The sequence below is a fragment of the Stenotrophomonas sp. TWI700 genome (assembly GCF_039673645.1).
Lineage (GTDB): Bacteria > Pseudomonadota > Gammaproteobacteria > Xanthomonadales > Xanthomonadaceae > Stenotrophomonas > Stenotrophomonas maltophilia_AA.
Window position 1 is genome coordinate 114,326 of record NZ_JBDJMB010000001.1, and the last position, 25,154, is coordinate 139,479.

At 67.7% G+C, this 25,154-nt stretch carries 26 protein-coding genes; 16 read left to right on the forward strand and 10 right to left on the reverse strand.

Going from position 1 to position 25,154, the window contains the following annotated elements; all coding sequences use genetic code 11:
* Nucleotides 1–465: a hypothetical protein gene (locus ABE473_RS00485; protein ID WP_179458965.1), complete on the reverse strand. Its 465-nt coding sequence runs from the start codon at nucleotides 463–465 to the stop codon at nucleotides 1–3.
* A 95-nt stretch (nucleotides 466–560) separates the two neighbouring features.
* Between ABE473_RS00485 and clpS the strand changes: the two genes are divergently transcribed.
* Nucleotides 561–893 carry an ATP-dependent Clp protease adapter ClpS gene (clpS, locus tag ABE473_RS00490; protein WP_019184760.1) on the forward strand — a complete coding sequence of 111 codons (333 nt, stop codon included), beginning with the start codon at nucleotides 561–563 and terminating at the stop codon, nucleotides 891–893.
* 122 nt (nucleotides 894–1,015) lie between these two features.
* Here clpS and ABE473_RS00495 read toward each other — a convergent pair whose 3' ends face one another.
* The gene (locus ABE473_RS00495) at nucleotides 1,016–1,279 is read right to left on the reverse strand and encodes an aminoglycoside phosphotransferase family protein (RefSeq protein WP_346488053.1); all 264 of its coding nucleotides are present in this window, start codon (nucleotides 1,277–1,279) and stop codon (nucleotides 1,016–1,018) included.
* Between the two features lie 130 nt (nucleotides 1,280–1,409).
* Here ABE473_RS00495 and clpA point away from each other — a divergent pair, with 130 nt between their 5' ends.
* Entirely contained in the window at nucleotides 1,410–3,689 is a 2,280-nt protein-coding gene (clpA, locus tag ABE473_RS00500; RefSeq protein ID WP_346479142.1) for an ATP-dependent Clp protease ATP-binding subunit ClpA, read from the forward strand.
* 77 nt (nucleotides 3,690–3,766) lie between these two features.
* Here clpA and ABE473_RS00505 read toward each other — a convergent pair whose 3' ends face one another.
* The 5 genes from ABE473_RS00505 to trxB all read right to left on the reverse strand — a co-directional run bounded on the left by ABE473_RS00505 (nucleotide 3,767) and on the right by trxB (nucleotide 7,611).
* Complete coding sequence (locus ABE473_RS00505; RefSeq protein ID WP_346488054.1) at nucleotides 3,767–4,144, reverse strand: hypothetical protein; 378 nt, start codon at nucleotides 4,142–4,144, stop codon at nucleotides 3,767–3,769.
* Between the two features lie 202 nt (nucleotides 4,145–4,346).
* Nucleotides 4,347–4,565 carry a translation initiation factor IF-1 gene (gene infA, locus ABE473_RS00510; RefSeq protein ID WP_005409596.1) on the reverse strand — a complete coding sequence of 73 codons (219 nt, stop codon included), beginning with the start codon at nucleotides 4,563–4,565 and terminating at the stop codon, nucleotides 4,347–4,349.
* An 86-nt stretch (nucleotides 4,566–4,651) separates the two neighbouring features.
* Nucleotides 4,652–5,401 (reverse strand): leucyl/phenylalanyl-tRNA--protein transferase, encoded by a 750-nt coding sequence (gene aat / locus ABE473_RS00515; protein ID WP_346488055.1) that lies wholly within the window; start codon nucleotides 5,399–5,401, stop codon nucleotides 4,652–4,654.
* Nucleotides 5,398–6,534 (reverse strand): GNAT family N-acetyltransferase, encoded by a 1,137-nt coding sequence (locus tag ABE473_RS00520; RefSeq protein ID WP_346488056.1) that lies wholly within the window; start codon nucleotides 6,532–6,534, stop codon nucleotides 5,398–5,400. The genes aat and ABE473_RS00520 overlap by 4 nt, the downstream gene beginning before the upstream one ends.
* 114 nt (nucleotides 6,535–6,648) lie before the next feature.
* Nucleotides 6,649–7,611, reverse strand: a complete 963-nt coding sequence (gene trxB, locus ABE473_RS00525; RefSeq protein WP_346488057.1) for a thioredoxin-disulfide reductase — start codon at nucleotides 7,609–7,611, stop codon at nucleotides 6,649–6,651.
* 255 nt (nucleotides 7,612–7,866) lie between these two features.
* Between trxB and ABE473_RS00530 the strand changes: the two genes are divergently transcribed.
* The 5 genes from ABE473_RS00530 (at nucleotide 7,867) to ABE473_RS00550 (ending at nucleotide 13,208) form a co-directional block, all read left to right on the forward strand.
* Nucleotides 7,867–10,224: a DNA translocase FtsK gene (locus ABE473_RS00530; RefSeq protein ID WP_176988989.1), complete on the forward strand. Its 2,358-nt coding sequence runs from the start codon at nucleotides 7,867–7,869 to the stop codon at nucleotides 10,222–10,224.
* 155 nt (nucleotides 10,225–10,379) lie between these two features.
* Nucleotides 10,380–11,018 (forward strand): outer membrane lipoprotein chaperone LolA, encoded by a 639-nt coding sequence (lolA, locus tag ABE473_RS00535; RefSeq protein WP_176988987.1) that lies wholly within the window; start codon nucleotides 10,380–10,382, stop codon nucleotides 11,016–11,018.
* Nucleotides 11,019–11,139: 121 nt separating this feature from the next.
* A complete protein-coding gene (locus ABE473_RS00540; protein ID WP_257018593.1) occupies nucleotides 11,140–12,441 on the forward strand; it encodes a replication-associated recombination protein A in 1,302 nt (433 codons plus the stop codon).
* Nucleotides 12,441–12,839, forward strand: coding sequence for a fluoride efflux transporter CrcB (crcB, locus tag ABE473_RS00545; RefSeq protein ID WP_346488058.1), 399 nt, complete (start codon nucleotides 12,441–12,443; stop codon nucleotides 12,837–12,839). Before ABE473_RS00540 ends, crcB begins: the two co-directional genes overlap by 1 nt.
* Nucleotides 12,840–12,935: 96 nt before the next feature.
* Complete coding sequence (locus ABE473_RS00550) at nucleotides 12,936–13,208, forward strand: hypothetical protein (protein ID WP_019184750.1); 273 nt, start codon at nucleotides 12,936–12,938, stop codon at nucleotides 13,206–13,208.
* Here ABE473_RS00550 and ABE473_RS00555 read toward each other — a convergent pair.
* Both ABE473_RS00555 and ABE473_RS00560 read right to left on the reverse strand, forming a co-directional pair.
* Nucleotides 13,201–14,094 (reverse strand): LysR family transcriptional regulator, encoded by an 894-nt coding sequence (locus tag ABE473_RS00555; RefSeq protein ID WP_346488059.1) that lies wholly within the window; start codon nucleotides 14,092–14,094, stop codon nucleotides 13,201–13,203. The two genes, ABE473_RS00550 and ABE473_RS00555, sit on opposite strands and share 8 nt — an antisense overlap.
* 51 nt (nucleotides 14,095–14,145) lie before the next feature.
* Nucleotides 14,146–15,141 (reverse strand): WYL domain-containing protein, encoded by a 996-nt coding sequence (locus tag ABE473_RS00560; RefSeq protein WP_346488060.1) that lies wholly within the window; start codon nucleotides 15,139–15,141, stop codon nucleotides 14,146–14,148.
* A 114-nt stretch (nucleotides 15,142–15,255) separates the two neighbouring features.
* Between ABE473_RS00560 and ABE473_RS00565 the strand changes: the two genes are divergently transcribed.
* Both ABE473_RS00565 and ABE473_RS00570 read left to right on the forward strand, forming a co-directional pair.
* Nucleotides 15,256–15,861 (forward strand): glutathione S-transferase family protein, encoded by a 606-nt coding sequence (locus tag ABE473_RS00565; RefSeq protein ID WP_346488061.1) that lies wholly within the window; start codon nucleotides 15,256–15,258, stop codon nucleotides 15,859–15,861.
* A gap of 112 nt (nucleotides 15,862–15,973) precedes the next feature.
* Complete coding sequence (locus ABE473_RS00570) at nucleotides 15,974–17,425, forward strand: amidohydrolase family protein (RefSeq protein WP_346488062.1); 1,452 nt, start codon at nucleotides 15,974–15,976, stop codon at nucleotides 17,423–17,425.
* A gap of 22 nt (nucleotides 17,426–17,447) precedes the next feature.
* On the opposite strand, the gene ABE473_RS00575 is transcribed toward ABE473_RS00570, so the two are convergent.
* Complete coding sequence (locus ABE473_RS00575; RefSeq protein WP_346488063.1) at nucleotides 17,448–18,053, reverse strand: NAD(P)H-dependent oxidoreductase; 606 nt, start codon at nucleotides 18,051–18,053, stop codon at nucleotides 17,448–17,450.
* Between the two features lie 75 nt (nucleotides 18,054–18,128).
* Here ABE473_RS00575 and ABE473_RS00580 point away from each other — a divergent pair, with 75 nt between their 5' ends.
* The 7 genes from ABE473_RS00580 to ABE473_RS00610 all read left to right on the forward strand — a co-directional run bounded on the left by ABE473_RS00580 (nucleotide 18,129) and on the right by ABE473_RS00610 (nucleotide 25,126).
* A complete protein-coding gene (locus ABE473_RS00580) occupies nucleotides 18,129–18,737 on the forward strand; it encodes a TetR/AcrR family transcriptional regulator (RefSeq protein WP_346488064.1) in 609 nt (202 codons plus the stop codon).
* 85 nt (nucleotides 18,738–18,822) lie between these two features.
* Nucleotides 18,823–19,578, forward strand: a complete 756-nt coding sequence (locus ABE473_RS00585) for a hypothetical protein (protein ID WP_346488065.1) — start codon at nucleotides 18,823–18,825, stop codon at nucleotides 19,576–19,578.
* A gap of 113 nt (nucleotides 19,579–19,691) precedes the next feature.
* Nucleotides 19,692–20,699 (forward strand): alpha/beta hydrolase-fold protein, encoded by a 1,008-nt coding sequence (locus ABE473_RS00590; protein ID WP_346488066.1) that lies wholly within the window; start codon nucleotides 19,692–19,694, stop codon nucleotides 20,697–20,699.
* 121 nt (nucleotides 20,700–20,820) lie between these two features.
* Nucleotides 20,821–22,203, forward strand: a complete 1,383-nt coding sequence (locus tag ABE473_RS00595) for an ATP-binding protein (protein ID WP_346479128.1) — start codon at nucleotides 20,821–20,823, stop codon at nucleotides 22,201–22,203.
* A gap of 69 nt (nucleotides 22,204–22,272) precedes the next feature.
* On the forward strand, nucleotides 22,273–23,307 hold the full coding sequence (locus ABE473_RS00600; protein ID WP_346488067.1) for an ABC transporter substrate-binding protein: 1,035 nt from the start codon (nucleotides 22,273–22,275) through the stop codon (nucleotides 23,305–23,307).
* Nucleotides 23,308–23,318: 11 nt separating this feature from the next.
* Nucleotides 23,319–24,362, forward strand: coding sequence for an iron ABC transporter permease (locus ABE473_RS00605; RefSeq protein ID WP_346488068.1), 1,044 nt, complete (start codon nucleotides 23,319–23,321; stop codon nucleotides 24,360–24,362).
* On the forward strand, nucleotides 24,359–25,126 hold the full coding sequence (locus ABE473_RS00610; protein WP_176988973.1) for a heme ABC transporter ATP-binding protein: 768 nt from the start codon (nucleotides 24,359–24,361) through the stop codon (nucleotides 25,124–25,126). The genes ABE473_RS00605 and ABE473_RS00610 overlap by 4 nt, the downstream gene beginning before the upstream one ends.
* The last annotated feature ends 28 nt before the right edge of the window (nucleotides 25,127–25,154 follow it).

Consider the following 25,154-nt stretch of genomic DNA (forward strand, 5'->3'; position numbering starts at 1 on the left):
TCAGTACTCGTCCTGCTCGGTCAGCTCGAGCTCCATCGCATCGGCGGTGCGGACCGCGGCATCGATCGCGTCGCTGAGCGCCTCCGGCGTGGCGTTGGCGTCGACCTTGACCACGAACATCGCCAGCTGGTCCTGCTTCACCCAGGCACCCATCTTGGCGTCCTGGGAATCCTCGAGCAGGCGGTTGGCCACCGCGGCGGGGAACTGCTTGCCGGGCGCGTTGTAGGCCGGCGACCAGATCTCACGGATCGTGTGCTTGCCGAACTCCTCGACGGTGGAGCGCACGAAGGCCAGCTGGCTGCGGCCATCATCCATGTCGAAGACCATCTTGTAGTCGCCGTCCTCGTCCACCTCGTAGGTGTAGTCGAGCTTGTCCAGTGCACGCCCGACCGCCTTGTCCGGCTCGGCTGCATGGGCGCCGGTGGCAGTCACGGCCAGCAGCAGTGCGGCAGCAATCCTTTTCATGAAATCCCTGTGAACGTCTGGTTGGAGAGTGCAGATTGTGAAGGGCCGCAGGGGGCGACGTCCAATCCGGTGGAGCAGGGCCCTATAATGGAGGGATGCCCCGCGAGACTTCCCACGAAACTCATCACGACCACGGCGTGCTGCTTGAGCCTGCACGTCCCGAGGTCGCGCCGCCGCCGCTGTACCAGGTGATGCTGTTGAACGACGACTACACCCCGATGGATTTCGTGGTGACCGTCCTGCAGCACTTCTTCTCCATGGACCTGGACCAGGCCACCCAGGTGATGCTCCACGTGCATACCCGCGGCCGCGGTGTGTGCGGGGTGTTCACCCGCGAGGTCGCCGAATCCAAGGTTGCCCAGGTCAACGAATTCTCGCGCATGAACCAGCATCCGCTGCTGTGCACGATGGAAAAGGCCAGCGGCTGAGGGCGGAAGCCCTTCTCACGTGCGGCTTCAGCGCCGTCCGCGCCTTGGCCAGAGATGCACCCGCGCTCGCGCGGGTCGGCCAGCAGCCGCTGCACTCGCGATCTGCACTGTTCCAGCAGCGATCACAGCGCCCGCCAACATCCGCCGCGCCCCAGACGGGGCAGCAGATCGCTGAGCCCCTGAAACGGGGGCATCGCCCGCGCGGCGCCGTCGCCGTCCCACCAGTCCAGCAGCAGGTGGCCGTTGGGTTCTTCGGCATGCGTGCTCATCTTCAACATCGCCGGGGTGCCGTCGGGCAGGCGTACCGGCCAGAGCCGGCCTCGCGGGGTCTCGATGACATCGCCGTCACGGTGGAGCTGCCATTTCGTGGCCGGAAGTTCGTGCATGATGGATGCTCGTCCAATAGAGGGCGCGATCGGCGGAGTGCTAACGCCGTATGAACGCACTGATCCGCTAGGGTGATGGAAATCGTGATGGTTGGCCGCATATTGTTCCCAACAGCCGCCGGAGTTAATCATGTTCAGTAAAGACCTCGAACACACCATCGGACAGTGCTACAAGCGCGCCCGTGAGGCCCGGCATGAATTCATGACGGTGGAACACCTGCTGCTGGCCCTGCTCGACAACCCGTCCGCCCAGGCTGTCCTGAAGGCCTGCGGCGCCGATGCCGAGCGCCTGCGCCAGGAACTGGAGCAAGCCATCGAGGCCTCGGTCTCCCGCCTGGCCGAAGATGACGGGCGCGATACCCAGCCGACCCTGGGCTTCCAGCGCGTGCTGCAGCGCGCGGTGTACCACGTGCAGTCCTCGGGCAAGAAGGAGGTCACCGGCGCCAATGTGCTGGTGGCGATCTTCGGCGAGAAGGACTCGCATGCGGTGTATTACCTCAACCAGCAGGATGTGACCCGGCTGGATATCGTCAACTACCTCTCCCATGGCATCGCCAAGCTGGGCGAGGAGGGCGAAGTGCCGCCTGCCGCCGATGGCGAGGGCCGCGCCGAGGGCGCCGAAGGCGAGGGCAAGGGCGATGCGCTGGCCGAGTTCGCCAGCAACCTCAACGACCAGGCCCGCAACGGCAAGATCGACCCGCTGGTCGGCCGCGCCGATGAGATCGAGCGCACCATCCAGGTCCTGTGCCGCCGCCGCAAGAACAACCCGCTGTACGTGGGCGAGGCCGGCGTGGGCAAGACCGCGATTGCCGAAGGCCTGGCCAAGCGCATCGTGGAAGGCTCCGTACCGGACGTGCTCGCCGATGCGGTGATCTACTCGCTGGACCTGGGCGCCCTGGTGGCCGGGACCAAGTACCGCGGCGATTTCGAAAAGCGCCTGAAGGGCGTGTTGACCGCGATGAAGAAGCTGCCGAACGCGGTGCTGTTCATCGATGAGATCCACACCATCATCGGCGCCGGCTCGGCCTCGGGCGGCACCATGGATGCCTCCAACCTGATCAAGCCGGCCCTGGCCTCCGGCGAGCTGCGCTGCATCGGCTCGACCACCTTCCAGGAATACCGCGGCATCTTCGAGAAGGATCGGGCCCTGGCTCGGCGCTTCCAGAAGATCGACATCGTGGAACCCACCGTGGGCGAGACCTACGAAATCCTGCAGGGCCTCAAGCCCAAGTACGAAGCGCACCATGGTGTGACCTACGCCGATGACGCGCTGCAGGCGGCGGTGGATCTGTCGGTCAAGCACATCAATGACCGTCTGCTGCCGGACAAGGCGATCGATGTGATCGACGAAGCCGGTGCCCGTCAGCGCCTGCTGCCGGACGGTGAGCGCAAGGAGCTGATCGACATCGAGGAGATCGAGACCATCGTCGCCAAGATGGCGCGGATTCCGGCCAAGCAGGTCAGCGCGACCGACAAGGACGTGCTCCAGCACCTGGAGCGCAACCTGAAGATGGTGATCTTCGGCCAGGACCCGGCCATCGAGACGCTGTCCTCGGCGATCAAGCTGGCCCGCTCGGGGCTGGCCAATCCGGAAAAGCCGATCGGCAACTTCCTGTTCTCCGGCCCGACCGGCGTCGGCAAGACCGAGGTGACCAAGCAGCTCGCGCTGCAGTTGGGTATCGAGCTGGTGCGCTTCGACATGAGCGAGTACATGGAATCACATTCGATCAGCCGCCTGATCGGTGCGCCTCCGGGCTATGTCGGCTTCGACCAGGGCGGCCTGCTGACCGAGAAGATCGTCAAGACCCCGCACTGCGTGCTGCTGCTGGACGAGGTGGAGAAAGCCCACCCGGACATCTTCAACATCCTGCTGCAGGTCATGGACCGCGGTGTGCTGACCGACACCAACGGCCGTGAGGCGAACTTCAAGAACGTGGTGCTGGTGATGACGACCAATGCCGGCGCGGCGCAGGCCTCGCGGCGGTCGATCGGCTTCACCCGCCAGGACCATGCCACCGACGCGATGGAAGTGATCCGCAAGAGCTTCACGCCGGAGTTCCGCAACCGTCTGGATGCGATCGTGCAGTTCCAGGCGCTGGGCTTCGAGCACATCCTGCGCGTGGTGGACAAGTTCCTGATCGAGCTGGAAATGCTGCTGCAGGAAAAGCACGTCAGCCTGTCGGCCACGCCGACCGCGCGCGACTGGCTGGCCCACCATGGCTTCGACCCGCTGATGGGTGCCCGCCCGATGGCCCGCGTGATCCAGGACAAGATCAAGCGTCCGCTGGCCGACGAGCTGCTGTTCGGCAAGCTGGTCAACGGCGGCCGGGTCAGCATCGACGTCCGCGACGACCAGTTGTTCGTCGAGACCGAGGCCGAGCCGGAGCGCCTGTTGCCGGCCACCGTGTAATCGCCCGGCCGGCGCTGTCGAGATGAATCGAAAAGCCCCCGCAAGGGGGCTTTTCTGTGCGCGGACCGGGCGCCTGCTCAGCGGCGGGCGCGGGCCTTGCGGTTGAACTGCTCTGCGGTGAGAGGCTCCACCGCCGCCACGTCACAGCTCTGGCTGTTGGTGTGCAGCTTGCTCACGCCGCCACCGCAGAGCTGGCCGTCCTGGCCCGGGGTGGCGAAGTCGAGTCTGGACGACATGGCGGCGCTGCTGCAGGAGCGGTCAAAACGGACGAGATAGTGCTGGTCGCCGTTGCGCAGCAGCACATCGCGGTCGGCCCGGTTGCGCACCACCTGCTTGTCCGGGGACAGGGTGATGCAGTCGGCGGGCGCGGCCGGTTCGGCGGCCTGGACGGAGGCGGCGGCAAGGCAGGTGGCGAGCAGGAACAGGGAGGTCGGGCGCTTCATGGCGGGGGCCATCGGGTCGGGATCCGGATTGGATCGAGAGCCAGAGTGGACCGTTGCGTGCCAGGGCGAATCTGCATCAAGGCATCCTGACCGACGTCAGGGTGCACTGGGTCAGGGTGCCGCATGGCAGGGTGAGGCCTGCCGCACTGAGCGACGCCCACGCGAAAAGGCCAGCACCTGGCTGGCCTTCTGGCGGGAACAACCCCCGGACCGCTTACTTCATGCGGTAGGTGATGCGACCCTTGGTCAGGTCGTACGGGGTCATTTCGACCTTGACGCGGTCGCCCGTCAGGATGCGGATGTAGTTCTTGCGCATGCGGCCGGAGATGTGGGCGATGATTTCATGCCCATTTTCCAGTCGTACGCGGAAAGTGGTGTTCGGCAGCGTCTCGCTGACGGTGCCCTCGAACTCGATGGAGTCGTCTTTCGACATGTAGTCCTGTGCAGTTCTGTAACCGGCCGAGCTGGCCTGAAGAGCGGGCATTTTACGCGGGTCGGGCGTTTGATGCAAAGTTTTGGTTAAGGCGCGCCAGGATCGGCCAGGGCGGCGGCGGCCAGCGTACCGAACAGATCGCTCCAATCGCCTGCGGCAGCTGGCTGTTGGACCTGTTCACGCACCAACGCGAGGAAGCGTTGCCGCGGCCAGTGTTCGGCGCCCATGCGCAGCAGGTGGTCGTTTTCCACCTGCGCATCGATCAGCGGCCAGCCCCAGCCGGCCAGCCGATGGGCCAGACCGGCCAGGGCGACCTTGGAGCCGCCGGATGCCGCACTGAACATGCTCTCGCCGAAAAACATCCGCCCGATCGCCACCCCGTAGATGCCGCCGACCAGCCGCGCGTCGTCGAACACCTCCACCGAGTGCGCGAAGCCGAGCCGGTGCAGGTGGACATAGGCATCGCGCATGTCCCGCGTGATCCAGGTGCCGTCCTGGCCCGGGCGCGGGCTGGCCGCGCAGGCATCGATCACCTGCTCGAAACAGGTATCGGCCCGCAGCGTCCAGGTGGTCTGCCGCAACGAGCGACGGAAGCGGCTGGACAGGTGCACGGCGTCGGTGCGGAACACCATGCGCGGGTCCGGCGACCACCACAGCAGCGGCTGGCCCTCGGAGAACCACGGGAAGATGCCGCCCGCATACGCATTCAGCAGCCGCACCGGAGAGAGGTCGCCGCCGAGCGCGAGCAGGCCGTCGGGATCGCGGAGAGCGGTCTCGGCGGGCGGGAAGGGGGCGTCGGATGCATCGTCCAGGCGCCAGGGCAGGCGGCGGCTCATGTCGGGTCGACCGTGTCGGCCTTGAACGGGCTGTGCGCCGCCAGCACCCGCGCATAGTGGGCGACCTCGACGCGTTCCTGTGCGCACCACGCCACCAAGGCTTCGGCAAAGGCCGGTTCTGCAATCCAGTGGCGGCTGCGCACCGTGCGGGGCAGGAACCCGCGGGCCAGCTTGTGCTCGCCCTGTGCGCCCGGTTCAAAGCGGGCCAGACCCTCGCGCAGGCAGTAGGCGATGCCCTGGTAATAACAGGTCTCGAAGTGCAGCCCGGGCAGGGTGGCCCCGCCCCAGTAGCGGCCGTACAACGTATCCGCGCCACGCAGGCACAGCGCACCGGCCACCGGCTCGCCGTCGAGCAGGGCCAGGAAGATCACCAGCGCGCGCGGCATCGTGCGGGCGAGATGCTGCAGGAACGGCAGCGTCAATGCGGGCGAGTTGCCGTACTCGGCGAAAGTCTGCAGGTAGAAGCCGTGCATGGCACGCAGGTCGGCTTCGGTGGCCTCATCCCCCTGCACGATGCGATACGTGACGCCGCTGCGCGCGAGCTTGGCGCGCTCTTGGCGGATGTTCTTGCGGTGCTTGTGATCCATCGCGCCGAGGAAGTCGTCGAAGGTCTGCCAGCCACCGGGGTTGTGCCACTGGAACTGGATGTCCTCGCGCAGCAGCCAGTCCGGGCTGAAGCTGGCGTCCTCGTCGGCAGGATGGAAGTTGACGTGGGCCGAGGACCAGCCCAGGCGGGCCACTTCGCCCGCCAGCAGTGCCAGCAGGGCGCCCCTGTCTTCAGTCGTGCGCGCAAGCACGCGGGGGCCGGTCACCGGCGAGTACGGCACCGCGCCCAGCCACTTGGGGAAGTAGTCCAGCCCATGCTGGGCATAGGCGTGGGCCCAGGCGTGATCGAACACGAACTCGCCGTGCGAGTTGTCCTTGAGGTAGCCGGGGATCGCCGCCACCAGGGCGTCGCCCTCCCACAGGGTGAAGTGGCGTGGCCGCCAGCCCCACTCCGGGCGCAGGCAGCCGTGTTCTTCAAGGCCGGCGAGGAAGGCGTGCGACAGGAACGGGTTGCGTCCGTCGTGCAGGGCGTCCCAGGCAGCGGCGGGGACATCGGACAGACGGTGCAGGAAGCGTGGATCGGGCATGGACAGAGGATAGAGCAGCGGGGGCAGGCGCAGCGCGCGGGGACGGTGCCGCCCAGCAAAAAGGCCGGTGAATGATCCACCGGCCTTCGTGTGCTGCGCGGAACGGGCGTCGGATCAGCTCGCTTGGCCCTTGGCATCCAGGTAGCGCTCGGCGTCCAGGGCGGCCATGCAGCCGAAACCGGCCGAGGTGATCGCCTGGCGGTAATGCTGGTCGGCCACGTCGCCGGCGGCGAACACGCCTTCCACCGAGGTCTGGGTGGCGTTGCCGCCCAGGCCCGAACGGATGTCCAGGTAGCCGTTGTTCATGGTCAGCTGGCCATCGAACAGGCTGGTGTTGGGGTGGTGGCCGATCGCCACGAAGAAGCCGTGGGCCTCGATGTCGCGGGTGCTGCCGTCCAGGGTGGACTTCACGCGCACGCCGGTCACGCCCGCCTCGTTGCCCAGCACTTCCTCGACCTGGTGGTGCCAGACGGTCTCGATCTTGCCGGCGGCGACCTTGGCGAACAGCTTGTCCTGCATGATCTTTTCCGCCTTGAGGGTGTCACGGCGGTGGACCAGGTAGACCTTGCGGGCGATGTTGGACAGGTACAGGGCCTCTTCCACGGCGGTGTTGCCGCCGCCGACCACGACCACGTCCTGGTCCCGGTAGAAGAAACCATCGCAGGTGGCGCAGGCCGACACGCCGCGGCCCTTGAAGGCCTCTTCGCTGGGGATGCCCAGGTACTTGGCGGTGGCGCCGGTGGCGATGATCAGGGCGTCGCAGGTGTACTCGGCGCTGTCACCGATCAGCTTGAACGGACGCTGGGAGACATCGGCGGTGTGGATGTGATCGAAGATCACCTCGGTCTCGAAGCGCTCGGCGTGCGCCTGCATGCGGGTCATCAGGTCCGGGCCCATCAGGCCGTGCGCATCTCCAGGCCAGTTGTCCACCTCGGTGGTGGTCATCAGCTGGCCGCCCTGCTGCAGGCCGGTGATCACGACGGGCTTGAGGTTGGCGCGCGCGGCGTAGACGGCGGCGGTCCAGCCGGCCGGGCCGGAACCAAGGATCAACAGGCGGGAGTGCTTGGAGTTGCTCATGTAAGCTCGCAATAGAAGGTAGGACGGGGTGCCTGCACAGTGATTGCGCGGCATCCGAGCGAAGTCATAGAGTGGCGGCAGGGGCGGGGCGATTCAAGGCGCGCAGTGGAACGCGGCAACCCGCCGAGCGCGACTGACATCCCGGCGCCGGTGTTTTGACGCGGGCCGTGCCGGCCGGCGGCCGACACCTACCGGGGTAGGGTCCAGTCGTTTATTATCAAGCACTAACAGTGCATTCCCAAGGTGTGGTCTAAGGTGGCGAAACAGGTCCCGGAACGAGCCAAGGCGTCCGACAGCAAGGCAGCGCCGCGCAAACCGGCCAGCGTGGACAATCCGCGCCGGCAGCGCCTGTGGCGCGATCTGGGGTTGATCGCGGTCGCCCCGGCGCTGCTGTATCTGGTGGCCAGTCTGTTCACCTACTCGGCCACCGATCCGGGCTGGTCGCATACCGGCAGCGTGGTCGCGCCGGTCCACAACATGGGCGGCCGCGCCGGCGCCTGGATCGCCGACGTGCTGCTGCAGCTGTTCGGGTACATGGCCTTCGTGCTGCCGATCGTGCTGGGCGCACTGGCCTGGATCGCGATGTTCGGCCTAAAGCGCGAGGCCAAGGGCGAGCATGATCTCGATCCCGCACTGCGCCTGGTCGGCCTGGTCGGCTTCCTGATCGCCGGCACCGGCTTCCTGCACCTGCGCCTGTTCGTCGCCGATGTGGCGCACGCCGGCGGCATTCTCGGCAAGCTGGTCGGCAGTTCACTGAGCGTCGGTTTCGGCGCCTTGGGCGCCAATCTGTTCGTGCTGGTGTTGCTGCTGGCCTCGATCACCCTGGCGACCGGCATTTCCTGGTTCGTGGTGATGGAGAAGATCGGCAACTGGGTGCTGGCATTGCCGCCGCTGTTCAACAAGAAGAGAGAGCAGGCCACCGAGTGGCAGCAGACCCGCGCGATGCGCGAGGAACGCCAGGAAGTGCGCAAGGTCGACGCCGAGGTCCGCGCCAAGCGCGAGCCGGTCAAGATCGAGCCTCGCCCGGAGCCGGTGCTGGAGAAGAGCGACCGCGCCAAGCGCGAGACCCAGATTCCGATGTTCCGCGGGGTCAACGGCGATGGCTCGGACGTGCCGCCGCTGGCGCTGCTGGACGATCCCAAGCCGCAGCCCAAGGGCTATGACGAGGGCACGCTGGAGACGCTGTCGCGCCAGATCGAGTTCAAGCTCAAGGATTTCCGCATCGACGCCCGGGTGGTGGGTGCGTATCCGGGCCCGGTGATCACCCGCTTCGAGATCGAGCCGGCCCCGGGCATCAAGGTCAGCCAGATCAGTTCGCTGGACAAGGACATCGCCCGCGGGCTGTCGGTGAAGTCGGTGCGCGTGGTCGATGTGATCCCCGGCAAGTCGGTGGTGGGTCTGGAGATTCCCAACGTCACCCGCGAGATGATCTATCTCTCCGAGCTGCTGCGCTCCAAGGAATACGACAAGTCGGCCAGCGTGCTGACCCTCGCGCTCGGCAAGGACATCGCCGGCCGCCCGACCGTGGCCGACCTGGCGCGCATGCCGCACCTGCTGGTCGCCGGCACCACCGGCTCGGGCAAGTCCGTGGCGGTCAATGCGATGGTGCTGAGCCTGCTGTACAAGGCCTCGCCGAAAGACCTGCGGATGCTGATGATCGACCCGAAGATGCTCGAGCTGAGCGTCTACCAGGGCATCCCGCACCTGCTGGCGCCGGTGGTCACCGACATGAAGGAGGCTGCCAACGGCCTGCGCTGGTGCGTGGCCGAGATGGAGCGCCGCTACAAGCTGATGAGCGCGGTGGGCGTGCGCAACCTGGCCGGCTTCAACAAGAAGGTCAAGGATGCCCAGGACGCCGGGCAGCCGATGATGGACCCGCTGTTCAAGCCGAACCCGGAGCTCGGCGAGGCCCCGCGTCCGCTGGAGACGCTGCCGTTCATCGTGATCTTCATCGACGAATTCGCCGACATGATGATGATCGTCGGCAAGAAGGTCGAAGAGCTGATCGCGCGCCTGGCGCAGAAGGCGCGTGCGGCCGGCATCCACCTGATCCTGGCTACCCAGCGTCCCTCGGTGGACGTGATCACCGGTCTGATCAAGGCCAACATCCCGACCCGCATCGGTTTCCAGGTCAGTTCCAAGATCGATTCGCGCACCATCCTCGACCAGTCCGGCGCGGAAACCCTGCTCGGCCATGGCGACATGCTGTACCTGCCGCCCGGCACGGCGCTGCCGGACCGCGTGCATGGCGCGTTCGTCTCCGATGAGGAAGTGCATCGGGTGGTCGAGCACCTCAAGGCCAGCGGCCCGACCGATTACATCACCGGCGTGCTGGACGAAGTGCAGATGATGGGCGATGGCGTGGTGGTCGGCCCCGGCGGCCTGCCGGAGGCGGGCGGCGGTGGCGGCGATGAGTCCGATCCGCTGTATGACGAAGCCCTGCGCATCGTCACCGAAACCCGTCGCGCGTCGATCTCCGGTGTGCAGCGTCGCCTGAAGATCGGCTACAACCGCGCCGCGCGCCTGATCGAAGCGATGGAAGCGGCCGGCGTGGTCAGTCCGCCCGAGCACAACGGCGACCGCAGCGTGCTGGCGCCGCCGCCGCCCAAGTAACGCCGGGCTCGGCCTGGCCTGCCTGGAGCCGGGCGCTGCCAGCGCCGCGCTCCGCGCGCTGTACCGGCAGGTCCGGCGCGGCTTCCCCTGATCGCCCATTCAGGATTGAATGGGCACACTCCCTTCCATCCTTCCCATTCGCCTGGATACCTCGCATGCACACCACCTTCCGCCGCTCCCTGCTTGCCGCCACCCTGGTCGTGGCCAGTGTTGGTTCGGCTTCGGCCTGGGCGGGCGCCCGTGATGAGCTCAACCGTTTCACCCAGGGCCTGAAGGGCCTGGACGGACAGTTCAGCCAGCAGGTGTTCGACAGCAAGGGCAAGGTCAAGGAAACCACCAGCGGCCGTGTCGCGCTTTCCGCGCCGCGCCTGTTCCGCTGGGAGTACATCAAGCCGCACGAACAGCTGATCGTGGCCGATGGCAAGAAGGTCTGGGTCTACGAGCCGGACCTGGAGCAGGCCAGCGTGCGCCCGCAGGGCCAGGAAGAGCAGAACAGCCCGCTGACCGCCCTGATCAATCCGGCGCTGCTGGACAAGCAGTACGACGTCAGCGAAGAAGCCGCCGTGCGCGATGGCCTGCAGTGGCTGGCGCTGAGCCCGAAGCGCGACACCGATACCGCCTTCCAGTACGCGGCGCTGGGCTTCAATGGCCAGGGCCTGGCCCGCATGGAAGTGGTCGATGCCGTGGGTCAGCGCACGGTGATCAACTTCACCGGCTGGAAGCGCAACCCGAGCTTCGCCTCGGGCACTTTCAGCTTCACCCCGGCCAAGGGCGTGGACGTCATCGGCGAATGACGGTGTAGTGCCGGTCGCTGGCCGGCATCCCCCCTGCAATCTGCCGCGATACAATAGACACGTGGCCAGAAACCGAACGACCTTCAATGAACCCGATCTGCTGACGGTGGATCGGGACAACATGCGTCCGCTCGCCGAGCGGATGCGCCCGCAGACGCTGGATGAGATGGTGGGCCAGAAGCGCCTGCTCGCACCGGGCAGCGCGCTGCGCCGCGCGGTCGAGTCCGGCCATGTGCACTCGATGATCCTGTGGGGGCCGCCGGGCTGCGGCAAGACCACGCTGTCGCTGCTGCTCGCGCATTACGCCGATGCCGAGTTCCGCGCGATCTCGGCGGTGCTGTCGGGCCTGCCCGAGGTGCGCCAGGTCTTGGCCGAAGCCGCCCAGCGTTTCGCCGAGGGGCGACGCACGGTGCTGTTCGTCGACGAGGTGCACCGCTTCAACAAGGCCCAGCAGGATGCGTTCCTGCCGCACATCGAGCGCGGCACGATCGTCTTCGTCGGCGCCACCACCGAAAATCCGTCCTTCGAACTGAACTCGGCGCTGTTGTCGCGCTGCCGTGTGCATGTGCTCGAGTCGGTGTCGCCGGCGGACATCGTCGAGGCGCTGGAGCGTGCGCTGCAGGACACCGAACGCGGCCTGGGCGGCGAGCATCTGCAGGTCGCGCCGGAGGCATTGCTCGAGATCGCCACCGCCGCCGATGGCGATGTGCGCCGTGGACTGACCCTGCTGGAGATCGCCGCCGAACTGGCGACAGGCGATGGCGGCCGGATCAGCCCGGAGATGCTGGTGCAGGTGCTGGCTGACCGCACCCGTCGTTTCGACAAGGGCGGCGAGCAGTTCTACGACCAGATCTCGGCCCTGCACAAGTCCGTGCGCAGCTCCAATCCGGATGCCGCGCTGTATTGGCTCACCCGCATGCTCGATGGCGGCTGTGATCCGTCCTATCTGGCGCGGCGCCTGACCCGGATGGCGATCGAGGATATCGGGCTGGCCGATCCGCGCGCGCAGTCGATGGCGCTGGAGGCCTGGGACATCTACGAGCGGCTGGGCAGCCCCGAAGGCGAGCTCGCGTTCGCGCAGCTGGTGTTGTATCTGGCCAGTACCGCCAAATCGAACGCCGGCTATGCCGCGTTCAACAAGGCCAAGCAGGAAGTGCGCGACACCGGTACCCAGGAGGTGCCGCTGCACCTGCGCAACGCGCCGACCAAGCTGATGAAGGAACTGGGGTACGGCAAGACCTATCAATACGATCACGACGCCGACGGCGGGATCGCGCTGGACCAGACCGGCTTCCCCGATGCGATGGGCGAGCGGGTGTATTACGAGCCGGTGCCGCGCGGGTTGGAAATCAAGCTGAAAGAAAAGCTGGACCGCCTGCGTGCGGCGCGCGCACAGGCGCGCGCGGACAAGGGCGAGGCGTGATGGACGGCGTCGGTGTCTGGTGGCAACAGCTCGGCCTGGTGATGGCCGGCGGCGCGCTGGGCGCGGCGCTGCGGTTCATGGTCGGCGATGCGATGCTGCGCCAGTTCGGGCAGGGCTTCCCGTGGGGCACGCTGACGGTGAACCTGCTCGGCGCCTTCGTCGCCGGATACGTGATGATCTGGCTGCAGAGTCGCGGCAACGCGGCGGTGTACTGGCGCGCGTTCCTGATCGTCGGCATTGTCGGTGGTCTCACCACGTTCTCCTCGTTGATGCTGGAATCGCTGGTGTTCACCCGCACGGATCGGAGCCTGATGGTGCCGCTCTACCTCGGCGTCAGCCTGGCGGGTGGCATGCTGCTGGTGTGGGCGGGAGCGCGCGTGGCGGAGGCGCTGCGCTGAGCGCACGCTGCGCAAACGCAGAAATCCGCTGAAAACGCTGGATTAAAGTGATGTCTCACGATATCGTGCGCGCCCCCGTTTGCATCCTCGTCCGTCATGCGCGATGAACAAGACCCCGGAACACTGGAACTGACGCTGCCGCGCAAGCGCGGCCGTCCGCCCACGTTCGGCTACGCGATGACCGATGCACAGCGTGCGGCCCGCTACCGCGCGCGCCGCGCCGGCCAGGCCGGCCATGCGGATGTGCGCAACTGCAGCGACATGGTGCTGCTGGACAAGATCCGCGCGTCGATCACCAGCAAGGATCCGGAACTGACCGGATTCCTGGTGCACGTGCTGTGGCAGCGCTACCCGCTGCAGCTCAAGTAAGCGCGCCCGCACGTTCCTGGTCGATCAGTCCGGACAGCCGCGACGCCAACGTTTTCACCAGCGGGTCGGCAGTGGCGCGGTGAAGCAGGGCGATCTCGAAGCTGTCGATCGGCTGCAGTCCCTGTTCGATGCCCAGCACGGTGTGCTCGCGACGCAAGGCGCGCGCCGGCAGCAGGCTGATGCCCATGCCATCGGCCACCGCGCCCTGGATGCCGCTCAGGCTTGAGCTGGTGAAGCTGATCCGCCAGCGGCGGCCCATACCCTCGACGGCATCGATGATGTCATCGCGGTAAAGCCCGCGCGGCGGAAAGGTCACCAGCGGCACCGGATCCAGGTCGATGCTCGGGTGGCGCGCACTGTCGATCCAGACCATGGTTTCCGGCCAGCACTTCACTGCGGCACGGCTGCTGCGCCGCTGCTTGACCAGCACCAGATCCAGCTCGCCATGATCGTAGGCATTGGCCAGGTCGCGGCTCAGTCCACTGGTGACTTCCAGTTTGACCTGCGGGTGGTCACGGTTGAAGGCGCCCAGCAGTTGGCTGGTGGCCTCGCTGACGAAGTCTTCCGGCACGCCCAGCCGTACCGTCACCGCAACGGTGGTGCCGGCCAGCGCTTCCAGCAGCTGGTCGTTCAACGCGAGCAGCTGGCGGGCATGGCCGAGCACCAGCTGCCCCGCGTCGGTGGGATGTACGTCGCGGTTGCCGCGGACCAGCAGCGGATGGCCGGCCATTTCTTCCAGCCGGCGGATCTTCTGGCTGATGGTGGATTGGGTGGAGTGCAGGCGCGCCGCAGCGGTGGTGAAGCTGGCGCAGTCGGCCACCATCACCATCGCGCGCAGCAGGTCCAGGTCGAACAGGGTGCGACTCGGTTTTTCACTGGCAGTCATGCTGCCATTGTGAAGCGCGATGGCGAGGTCCGCCATGGCGACGCCGGGCGGTTAAGCGCGCCCGGGCATCGGCGCGGCCTCGGCAGCGTGCTGTGTCAGGCTGCGGGCCACCCGTTCGCCGGTCTCGCGAAGCCGCTCGATCAGCGCCGGCGGGCCCAGCACCTCGAACTCCAGGTCCATGGCCAGCAGCCAATAGATCACCGAGCCCATCGGATTGGCGCCGCAACGCAGCAGGCAGCGCTGGCCATCGACGACTTCCAGCACGCCGGCCGACGCGGGAATGCGCTGGCGCAGCGCGGCCAGGGGCGCATGCAGGATGATCCGCGCCTCATCGGGATACTGCCCGAGCGACAGCGAGCGGGCGACCCACCTTCGCAGGTCGCCATCGCCAGGGCCCGCCCGGGGCGCGAAGTGCGCGCCCACTACCGGTGCGCTGGCGATGCGGTCGATGCGGAAGGTGCGCCAGTCCGCCCGCAGGCAATCCCAGGCCACCAGGTACCAGCGTCGATCGGTGTGAACCACGCCCTGCGGCTCGACCTGGCGGGAACTGGGCTGGCCTTCGCGATCGGTGTACGCGAACGCGAGCTGCACCTGGTCGCGGCAGGCGGCGGCCAGTGTGGTCAGCCGGCCGGCATCCACCAGGGGGCCGATCTGGTCCGTCGGCAGGATCGCCGAACGCAGTGCCTCCAGCCGCGGCCGCAGGCGTGGCGGCATGGCCTGTTCGATCTTGACCAGCGCGGTGATCGCGGTCTGCTCGATACCGCTGACGGTGCCGGTCACCGCCGTACGCAGGGCGATCGCCGCCGCCAGGGCTTCCTCGTCATCGAGCAGCAGGGGCGGCAGGGCACGCCCCGCGCGGAACGCGTAGCCGCCGGCCACGCCGGTGCTGGCGTGGATCGGATAGCCGAGCTGGCGCAGCCGGTCGATGTCGCGGCGCAGGGTGCGCGGGTGGATCTGCATGCGCTCGGCCAGCGTGGCGCCGCTCCAGTGAGGGCGCGACTGCAGCAGGGACAGCAGGCTCAGCAGGCGGGCGGAGGCGGTCAGCATGGGCAAAGCGTAGCAGCCATTGCGGGCGGGTTCTGTCCGCAAGGGTGGCTAGCCTTGAGGCGACGGTGCAGGACCGCTCCGGTCGCACCCCTCACCACCCTCAAGGAGTTTGCTATGTCCCTCGTCTTTTATTGGCACCCGATGTCCAGCGCCACCCCGATCGCCTGCGCCCTGGCCGAACTGGCAGTGCCCCACGAGCGCGTCAAGATCGACATCCGCGCCGGCGAGCAGCGCACCCCCGAGTATCTGTCGATCAACCCCAACGGCAAGGTGCCGTGCCTGGTGGTGGATGGCACGCCGCTGTTCGAAGGCCTGGCGATCCACCTTTGGCTGGGCGAGCACTACGGCGTGGCCAAGGGGCTGTGGCCGGAGGATGGAACACCGGCGCGGCTGGAGGCGATGTCCTGCTGCACCTGGGCATATGTCACCTATGGCGCCGTGATCGGGCGGGTGTGGTTGGCCACCATGGACGACGCGCTGCGCAGTGCCGACCATGCGGCGGCCGGCATCCGCGCCGCCAACGGATTGCTGGACCTGCTGGAGGCGCGCCTGTCGCAGCAGTCCTGGATGCTCGGTGACGCTTACTCGCTGGTGGATCTGGTCGTGGGGCAGGTAGTGGGTTACGGCACCTACCTGGGTGCGGCGGTGGACGCGCATCCGGGCGTGGCGGCTTGGTTGCAGCAGGTGCAGGCACGGCCGGCGATGCAGGGCGAGGTCTGACGCATCGCCCTGCATCGGGAATGTGCATGACGCGCATTCCAAAATTTAACTGGTGAATGCACCGGGCCCGACCGTAAGGTGGCCCGGTTCTCCATTTTCCGGTGCACTGCCCATGTCCCTGCGTCTTGCCATTCCGGTGCTGCTTGCACTGGCCCCCGCCGCGTTCGCGGCCGAGCAGGCCGATCTGATGATCCGCCATGCCACCGTCGTCGACGTGGAGCACGCCACCACGCGGGCCGACCAGACTGTCGTCGTGCGGGGCCAGGACATCGTCGCGGTGGGCAGTGACCGGGCCATGCGCAAGGCATGGCAGGCCAGGCAGCAGGTGGACGGCAAGGGGCGCTACCTGATCCCGGGGCTGTGGGACATGCATGTGCACTTCGGTGGTGGGCCGGAGCTCATCGAAGAGAACAAGGCGCTGCTGCCGCTGTACATCGCCCATGGCATCACCACCATCCGTGACGCCTCGGGCGATCTCCCCGAGCAGGTACTGCAGTGGCGTGGCGAGATCGCCAGCGGCCAGTTGGCCGGCCCGCAACTGTTCACCTCGGGCGCCAAGATCGAAGGCGTGAAGCCGGTCTGGAAGGGGACGATCGAGGTCGGCAGCCAAGCCGATCTGGATGCGGCCTTCGTGCGCCTCAAGCGCGACCGCGTCGACTTCGTCAAGATCACCGACAGCACGCTGACGCCGGAGCTGTTCCTGGCCGCGGTACGCGGAGCGCGTGCCAACGGCCTGCGTGCGTCCGGGCATATTCCGATGGCGCTGACCGTGCAGCAGGCCGTCGATGCCGGCATCAGTTCCATCGAGCACCTGGACTATGCCTACAAGGCGGGGGTCAAGGACGAAGCCGGCATCGCCGCGGACTTCGCGGCCAAGCGCATCGACCGCGCCCAGGCCACCGCACGCCTGGATGCCGGCTTCGATCCCGATACCGCCATGGCCGCCTACCGTGGCTTCGCGGCCAAGGGGGTGTTCGTGACCCCGACCCTCAATGGCGGCCGCATCCTGGACTTCCTCGACCAGGACGATCATCGCGACGATCCGTACCTGGCCTACATCGGACCGAAACTGCAGGCGACCTATGCCTGGCGCGTCGAGCGCGCGGCCAAGGCGACGCCCGCGCAGATCCAGGCCCGCCACCAGGAATACCACCAGGTCGCCGCCGTGCTGCCGATGCTGCAGCACGCCGGCGTCACGATCATGGCCGGTACCGATGCCGGCTTCCTCAATTCGTTCAACTATCCGGGTATCGGCCTGCATGACGAGCTGTCGCTGTTCGTCAAGGAAGGGCTGACCCCGGCGCAGGCCCTGTCAGCGGCCACGCGCGCTGGCCCGGCCTGGTTCGGCACGCTGGATCGCTACGGCGCGGTCGCGCCCGGCAAGGCGGCCGACCTCGTGTTGCTGGAGCGCAATCCGCTGGAGGACATCGAGGCCACGCGCGGCATCGAGTACGTGGTGCTGCGGGGCCAGGGTTATGACCGCAAGGCACTCGATGCGTTGCTCGACGAAACCAAGGCGAAGGTCGCGGCGTGGAAGGCAGAAGGCGCCAAACCGACGCCCTGATACCTGCCGGTGCGCCCGGGCTTCAGTGCCCGGGCATGTCGGCGTTGCCGGCAATGCGGTGACCGAGTGCGAACGCGGTCTGCAGGTGCGCGCGTGCGTCGCCCGTGTCCGTCTCCAGCAACAGCGTGGACGACCGCACCGGCGCGCCGCAGTAGTCAAAGATGCCGGTCTCGATCTGGGTCTTCATCGCACCGGTATAGCCGCGCTTCTGCCAAGTGCGGTCGTCGGCGCCGCCGAGCCCGACCAGGTGGACGGGCAGGTGGCTGAGCTTCTTGAGTACGCCTTGGCCGCTGCTGTCGTCATAGGCCCAGCCATTGGAGAAGACCCGATCGATCCAGCCCTTCAGCAGGGCAGGCATGCCCCACCAGTAGGCCGGGAACACCAGCACTACGGCATCGGCGCGGTCCAGCCGGGCCTGTTCGGCCAGGACATCGGCAGGGAAGGGGGCGTTGCGGTGGTGGCCCTGCAGGTCCGCCCGGTTGAAGCGCGGGTCGAAGCCCTCTGCGTCGAGGTCGGCGAGCTCGGCGGTGCTTCCGTCATCGGCGGTAATGCCTGCTGCGATCTGGGCGGCGACGGCGTGGGTCAGGGAGCCGGGATCGGGGTGGGAGACGACGATGAGTGTGTGCATGGGATTCCTGGAGCGGAGAAGGGCTTGTATACTTTCGGTAAGTTACGGAACGTAAGTTACGATTGGTATATAGCCATGTCAAGTCCGCCCGATGCGCCTGCCCCGGTGGTACCCCGCCGCCGCATGACCCGCGATGACCGTCTGCGCCAGCTCTTGGCAGAGGCGTGGCGGCTGATCCGCGAGGAAGGCACCGATGCGCTCACGTTGGGGCGTCTGGCCGAGCAGGCCGGCGTGACCAAGCCGGTGGTGTATGACCATTTCGGTACGCGGGCCGGTCTGCTGGCCGCGCTGTACCGCGACTTCGATGCACGCCAGGGTGTGGTGATGGAAGCGCGGTTCGCCGGCAGTGGCCCGACGCTTGCGGACAAGGCGCAGGTCATCGCCGAGGCCTACGTGGCGTGCGTCATGAAACAGGGACGCGAGATTCCGGGCGTGATCGCTGCGCTGGCCGGTTCACCGGAACTGGCGCGTATCAAGCGCGAGTACGACGTCGTGTTTCTTGAGCAGTGCCGCGCGCTGTTGTCACCGTTCGCACCCGCAGGCGCGTTGGCGCAGGTGGGGCTGTGGGGCATGCTCGGCGCCGCTGAGGGCCTCTCTTCTGCAGCGACCACCGGCGACATCACGCCGCTGCAGGCGGAGCAGGAACTGGCGGCGACCATCATGGCGATGGTGGCGCGCGGCTGAGCGCTGCCTGCACGACAGGGCGATGACGTGCGAAGCGGTCGTCGAGTGGGCGCGTATGATGTCCCGCCCTTCTGGACTGTATGCCATGCGCGCTTTTTTCCCTGTGTTCGTGCTCGCTGCCGCGATCGGCGCGGCCTTGCCCGCCAACGCGACGACCGTGTCGTTGAATGAGCGCCTGAAAAGCGCGTCCCGTGTCGAGGTGAACCAGGTGCCGACGAGCGGCGCGTCATTGATCGGGCGCGTGCAGCAGTTCCACAACGGCGACAGTCTGATCAGCCTTGGCGAAGGCGAGGGTCAGCCGGTCGTGCTGACGCTGTGCAGCGGCAAGGCGCATCTGAATCTCGAGGCGAGCTGGCCGGGTGCGCCCGCGGCGAAGACGGCCGAGGAGAAGCAGATGCGCGCGTACGGCATGTACATGGCGGTGATGGGTGGCATGGCGATGGTGCAGGGGCTCGCAGGCGATACGCTGGAACTGCCTGCCGATGGGCAGGCAGCCGCGGTGCAGCGCGAGACGTCCTGGGCCTATGGCAAGGAGCAGTACGCGGTGACCGTTACCAGTGGGGCCGGCGGCGAACTGCGGGTCAAGGCGGTCAACGCCGCGAACACCACGAAGACGCCGCGCTCAGGGCCCGACGACGTCGTCAGTACCGATGATGACAAGGCGGCGCGCCTGGCCGAGCTGGAGCCGGTCGGCACATCGCGCGAACTGGTGATCTCGTCCGCCCCGATGGTGGCGGGAATACCGGATGCGATGTCCCTGGCAGGCTGGCTGTCGGCCAGTGGGAAAGGGGGCGCGACCGTGGGTGAGGCGCGCACGGCCTCGGGTGACTGCGCGCGCTGAAACATCGGGCGTTCCAGGGCGCCCGGGCACGGCGGTCAGCGCAACGTCAGTGATACCCATTCTCATTTGAGTTACACTGGCGCGATAGCACCGTCCCCTCGCTCCGGGTAGTCATGATTGTTTCGTCGTCGCTGATCTCTTCCGTATCGCCGTGGTTGCGCACGCTTGGCGTGGCGACCGCCATCGGCATGGCGGCGCTGTCGCCGGCCTCGGCGCAGCAGCGCAATCCCGAGCAGAAAGTCGGTGAGACGGTGCTGGACCAGCCGGCGCAGAGTTATCGCTTCGAACACTTCGTGCTCGAGAGTCCGGATCACGCCCGACGCTGGCGGGTGAATGTCGGCGTGCCGGCGAAGGCCTCGGCCACGCCGGCACCGGTGCTGTACATGCTCGACGGCAACGCCGCGGCGATGGTGCTCGACCAGGCGATGCTTGCCGATCTGGCCGCGCATGCCGCGCCGGTGCTGGTGTTCATCGGTTACGACAACGACCTGCGCATCGATTCCGCGGCACGCACCCGCGATTACACCGCGTGGATCGATACCGCCGATGACGAGAACGGTACGTCGCAGTCCAGCGGTGGCGGTGCGTATGCGTTTCTCGATCTGATCGAGCGCCGGATCAAGCCGGAAGTGCAGCGCCGCGCCAGCATCGATCTGCAGCAGCAGTCGCTGTGGGGCCATTCGCTGGGCGGCCTGTTCGTGGTCAGCACGCTGTATACCCGCCCGGCCGCATTCCAGCATTACGTGTCGGCCAGCCCATCGCTGTGGTGGAGCCAGGGCGCGCCGCTGGGCGACATGGAGCGCCAGTTCATTGCCAACACCCAGGGTCAGCCGGCACAGGTGACGGTGATGCTCGGCGGCGATGAGCGCACCGGTAACCGCGGGGTGCGCGACATGACCAATCCGCGCGTGGTCGCGCACCTGCGCCGTATCGGCGGGGCGACGCCCGATGCCGCGCAGCAGCTGGCCACCCGCCTGGCCAAGGTGCCGGGCCTGACCGTGCAGTACCGCGAATTTCCCGGCCTTGGCCATGGGCCGATGCTGCCGGCGTCGCTCAAGGCCACGCTGAGCCAGTTGTATGGCATTGCCGATCGCAGCGGCACGCCCGCGCCGGCACCCTGATTTTTCGTTACCCAGGCAGTTCCGTGGCCCTGTGCCACCGCCGCAACGGACCGCGGCCACGCCAAGGCAAGCACTGTGACAACGCGCCAACCGGCGCGCCCCCAACAGAAGGAGTCTGCTGATGTACACCCTGAAAACCCTCCCGCGTGTCGCCGCCCTGGCCATTGCGCTGTCGCTGGCCAGCCCTGCCGTGTTCGCGCAGCCGGTGTTCGATGCGCCGGCCAACGGCTTCCGTGGTGAAGTGATCAGCCGTGGCCAGAACGTGGTGCCGGGCAGCGATGCCGAGGTGATCGGCCGCCAGTTCGTGCCGGGCCAGCAGGTCACCCTTCTGCGCGGCGAGACCGTGCTCAACGCCACCCCGTACGTGGTCGACGCCGAGGGCAACTTCAAGGGCAACGTCGCGATCCCCGCCGATGCCGTGCCCGGCCAGCAGCCGGTGATCGTGCGTGCCAGCCAGCCGTCCGCGGCAACGGTGCTGTCGCTGCGCGTCTCGCCGAACCTGCCGCTGAGCGGCCAGCAGAATTTCAACCAGACCTCGGCCAAGCTGGTCCAGGGCCTGTACCAGTCCGCCTACAGCGCGGCCAGCAACGCGGTGTTCGTCACCGCGGCGGTCGGTCGCCCGCCGGTGACCCAGTCGCAGCTGCTCAAGCTCGACCCGAAGACGCTCAAGGTCACCGCGAAGATCACCCCGGCCGCAGTGCCGGGCGGCAAGGGCGGTGCGGTGTTCGCGGTGTATGGCGTCGGCGTGGACGATGCCAACGGCAACGTCTGGGTCACCAACACCCGCCAGGACACCGTGGCCGTGTATCGCCAGAAGGACCTGTCGCTGGTGCGCCAGTTCGACGTCGGTGCCGTGCCGCACGCCCGCGACATCGTGGTTGATGGCCGCCATGGCAAGGTGTTCGCCTCGGCCGCCGGTGAAGATCATCTGTCGGTGTTCGATGCCCGCACCCTGCAGCCGCTGGAGCCGATCACCCTGGCCTCGGGCGTGGACGACAAGAAGTTCGTCCCGATGAGCCTGGTGCTGGATGAAGCGGCCGGCAAGCTGTTCACCGTCAGCATCGGCACGCCCGAGGCGGCGGTGATCGACACCACCACCGGCAAGGTGGAGAAGGTCATCGACCTGGGCAACTCGATCAGCGCCTCCGGCGTGGCCTACGACGCTTCGGCAGGTCGCCTGTACGTGGCCTCGCAGGGCACGGACAACCTGCTGATCGTCGATGTCGCCAGCGGCAAGGTGCTGCACGACGTGCCGGTCGGCGCGGGTGCGCTGAACGTGGCCTTCGAGCCGGTGTCCAAGCTCGCCTACGTGACCAACCGCGGTGCCGGCACGGTGACCGTGGTCGACGGCAACGGCAAGGTGGTCGGCAACCTGGATGGCGGCACCTTCCCGAACCATGTGCGTGAAGATGGCAAGGGCAACGTGTTTGCCGTCAACAAGTCGCGTGATGCCCAGGATCCCAAGGGCGACCGCATCACCCGCATCAGCACCCGCGCAAACTGAGCTGCGCGGAGAGCGTTGCACCGGCGGCGGGGCGTACAGCCCCGCCGTTCTGATTGAAGAGGAACTGTCATGAAGTCGATTGTTGTCCGCCGCAGCCTGCTGGCGCTGTCCCTGGTCGCCGTGATCGCCGGGTGCTCGAAAGAACCCGTTGCACCTGCTGCCGACACCGCTGCCGCATCGGCCGCGCAGACCCCCGAAGCACTGCCGGAAGGCTGGCAGCGTGTGGTGGGCGTGGACGTGCCCGACATCGACGGCGCCACCCAGCAGTTGCCGGCACAGGTCACCTCCGATGATGGCGTGGCCACGACGGTGACCGACACCTCGAAGATCATTGCCGGCGGCGATGACATCATCGCCGTGCTCGAAGCGCTTGGCCTGGACGATCAGGTGTACGCCGCGCCGCTGCGCTCGGCCACCGAATCCGGGCGCAAGGCCCCCAAACAATTCCTGTTCAACCGCACCACCGGCGTGGAAGGCGTGTTGAGCCTGCAGGGCACCCTGTTCCTGGGCAACAGCCTGCGCCGTCATTCCGATCTGGCCGCCAAGCTGCGCGGCGCAGGCGAAGCGGCGGTGATCGTCGATGATCTGCAGCCGGCGGCCGACAAGGTGCGCAAGGTCGCCGTCGCGGTCGGCATGGCCGAGCAGGGTGACGCACTCGCCACGAAGGTGCAGTCGCAGCTGGATGCGGCCAAGACCAGTGGTGCCGCGCTGGCGTGGCATCCGCGGGTGATCCATGTTTCCGCGACCGGTGCCGGCGGCGCGCCGACGGTGGCGGGCTCGGACAGCGCCTCCGGCAAGCTGATCACGCTGGCCGGTGGCATCAACATCGGTGACGAGGCTGGCGTGGCCAACTACTCGGCACTGAGCAATGAAGGCGTGGTGGCCGCTGCGCCGGATGTGATCCTGGTGACCGAGAACGACCTGGCCCTGTTCGGTGGCCAGGCCGGCCTGTGGCGCGCCTATCCGACCCTGCGGCAGACGCCGGCCGGTGCGGCCAATCGCGTGTGGGTGATGCCGGACGTGGAGTTGAAGTCCGCCAGTGTCGCCTCGGGCAGCGGCGCGGTTGCCCTGGCTGCGGCCTTCGCCACCGTGCCGCGTCCGTGAGGGCGTAAGGCATGGCGGTGTCGAGTCCTGCGCGCCGCCGTGGCGCGACCGTGTTGATCTGGGCCGCGGTGGGATTGCTGATCGCGGTGATCGCCTCCTTCGCGGTGGGCCCGTTGCGGCTGCCGCCGATGGACGTGCTGCAGGCGATCGGGGTGAAGCTGGGGCTGGCCGATCCGGCCAGTGTCAGCACCCGCGATCTGGCCGTGGTCTGGCAGCTGCGCATTCCGCGTGCCCTGCTGGGCGCGATGGTGGGCGCCGCACTGGCGATGGCCGGTGCGAGTCTGCAGGGGCTGTTCGGTAATCCGCTGGCCGACCCCGGCATCGTCGGCGTGACCCAGGGCGCGGCCTTGGGCGCGGTCTCCGCGATCGTGCTCGGCGCCGGCGCGTTCGGTGCATGGACGCTGCCGCTGGCCGCCTTTGCCGGTGCCGGTGGCGCGATCACATTGACCTACCTGCTGGCACGGCCGGGGCAGGGCAGTGGCACGGCGACATTGCTGCTGGTCGGCATCGCCATCGCCGCGTTCTGCTCGGCGATGATCGGGTTCCTCACCTACATCGCCAGCGAGAGCGAGCTGCAGTCGCTGGTGTTCTGGCAGATGGGCTCGCTGGCCCAGGCCGACTGGCGGGATGTGATCGCGGTGGCGCCGGTGTTCGTGCTCGGCACGATCGCCCTGCTGCGGCTGGCCACGCCGCTGGACATGCTCGCGCTCGGTGAGCGCCAGGCCCAGCACCTGGGGCTGGATGTGAAGCGCACCCGGCTCAAACTGATCGCCTTCAGCGCGCTGCTGGTCGGTGCGGCGGTCGCGTTCGCCGGCTCGATCGGCTTCGTCGGTCTGGTCGTGCCGCATGTCGTGCGCCTGCTGGTCGGCCCCGGCCATCGCTGGCTGCTGCCGGTCTCGGCCGTGGCCGGCGCGCTGCTGATCGTGGTCGCCGACACCGCCGCACGTACGCTGGATCCACCGTCCGAGATCCCGCTGGGCCTGTTCTCGGCCGCGCTGGGCGCGCCGTTCTTCCTGTGGCTGGTGATGCGTCAGCGCCATCGGAGCGGTGCATGAGCGCGTTGCTGCAACTGCAGTCGGTGCAGCTCAGCCGCGGCGCACGGCGCATCCTGGATGACATCACGCTGGATTTCGTGCCCGGCACGGTGACAGCGCTGGTCGGCCCGAACGGTGCGGGCAAGTCGACGCTGCTGGCGGTGGCCGCAGGCGATCTGGAGGCGGAGCAGGGCCACGTGCTGCTGCGTGGACAGGCGCTGGCGGAGTGGAAGGCCAAGCCGCTGGCGCGCGAGCGCGCGGTGATGCCGCAGGAGCACGCGGTCCGGTTCGCCTTCCGGGTACATGAAGTGGTCGCGATGGGGCGGCTGCCGCATCCGCCGGACCCGGTGAAAGACGCCGCCTGCATCGCCGATGCGCTGGCGCGTGCCGACCTGCATGCGTTGATCGAGCGGGAAGTGGAGCATCTGTCCGGTGGTGAGGCGGCGCGGACGACCTTCGCCCGCGTGCTGACCCAGGACACGCCGCTGTTGCTGCTGGATGAGCCGACGGCGGCGTTGGATCTCCGCCATCAGGAACGCACGTTGCGCGCGGTCCGCGAGCTGGCCGATGCCGGCGCCTGCGTGATCGTGGTGCTGCACGACCTGAATCTGGCCGCGGCCTACGCGGATCGGATCGTATTGCTGGAACAGGGCCGCGTGGCCGCCGACGGGACGCCTACCGAGGTCCTGACCCGCGAGCATATCGAGCGGGTCTACCAGCAGCCGGTGCTGGTGCTGCGACATCCGCAGCGCGATGTTCCGTTGGTGGTGGTGACCGACGCCTAGCGCCCGGGTTGGCCGGCGCGTTGACGGT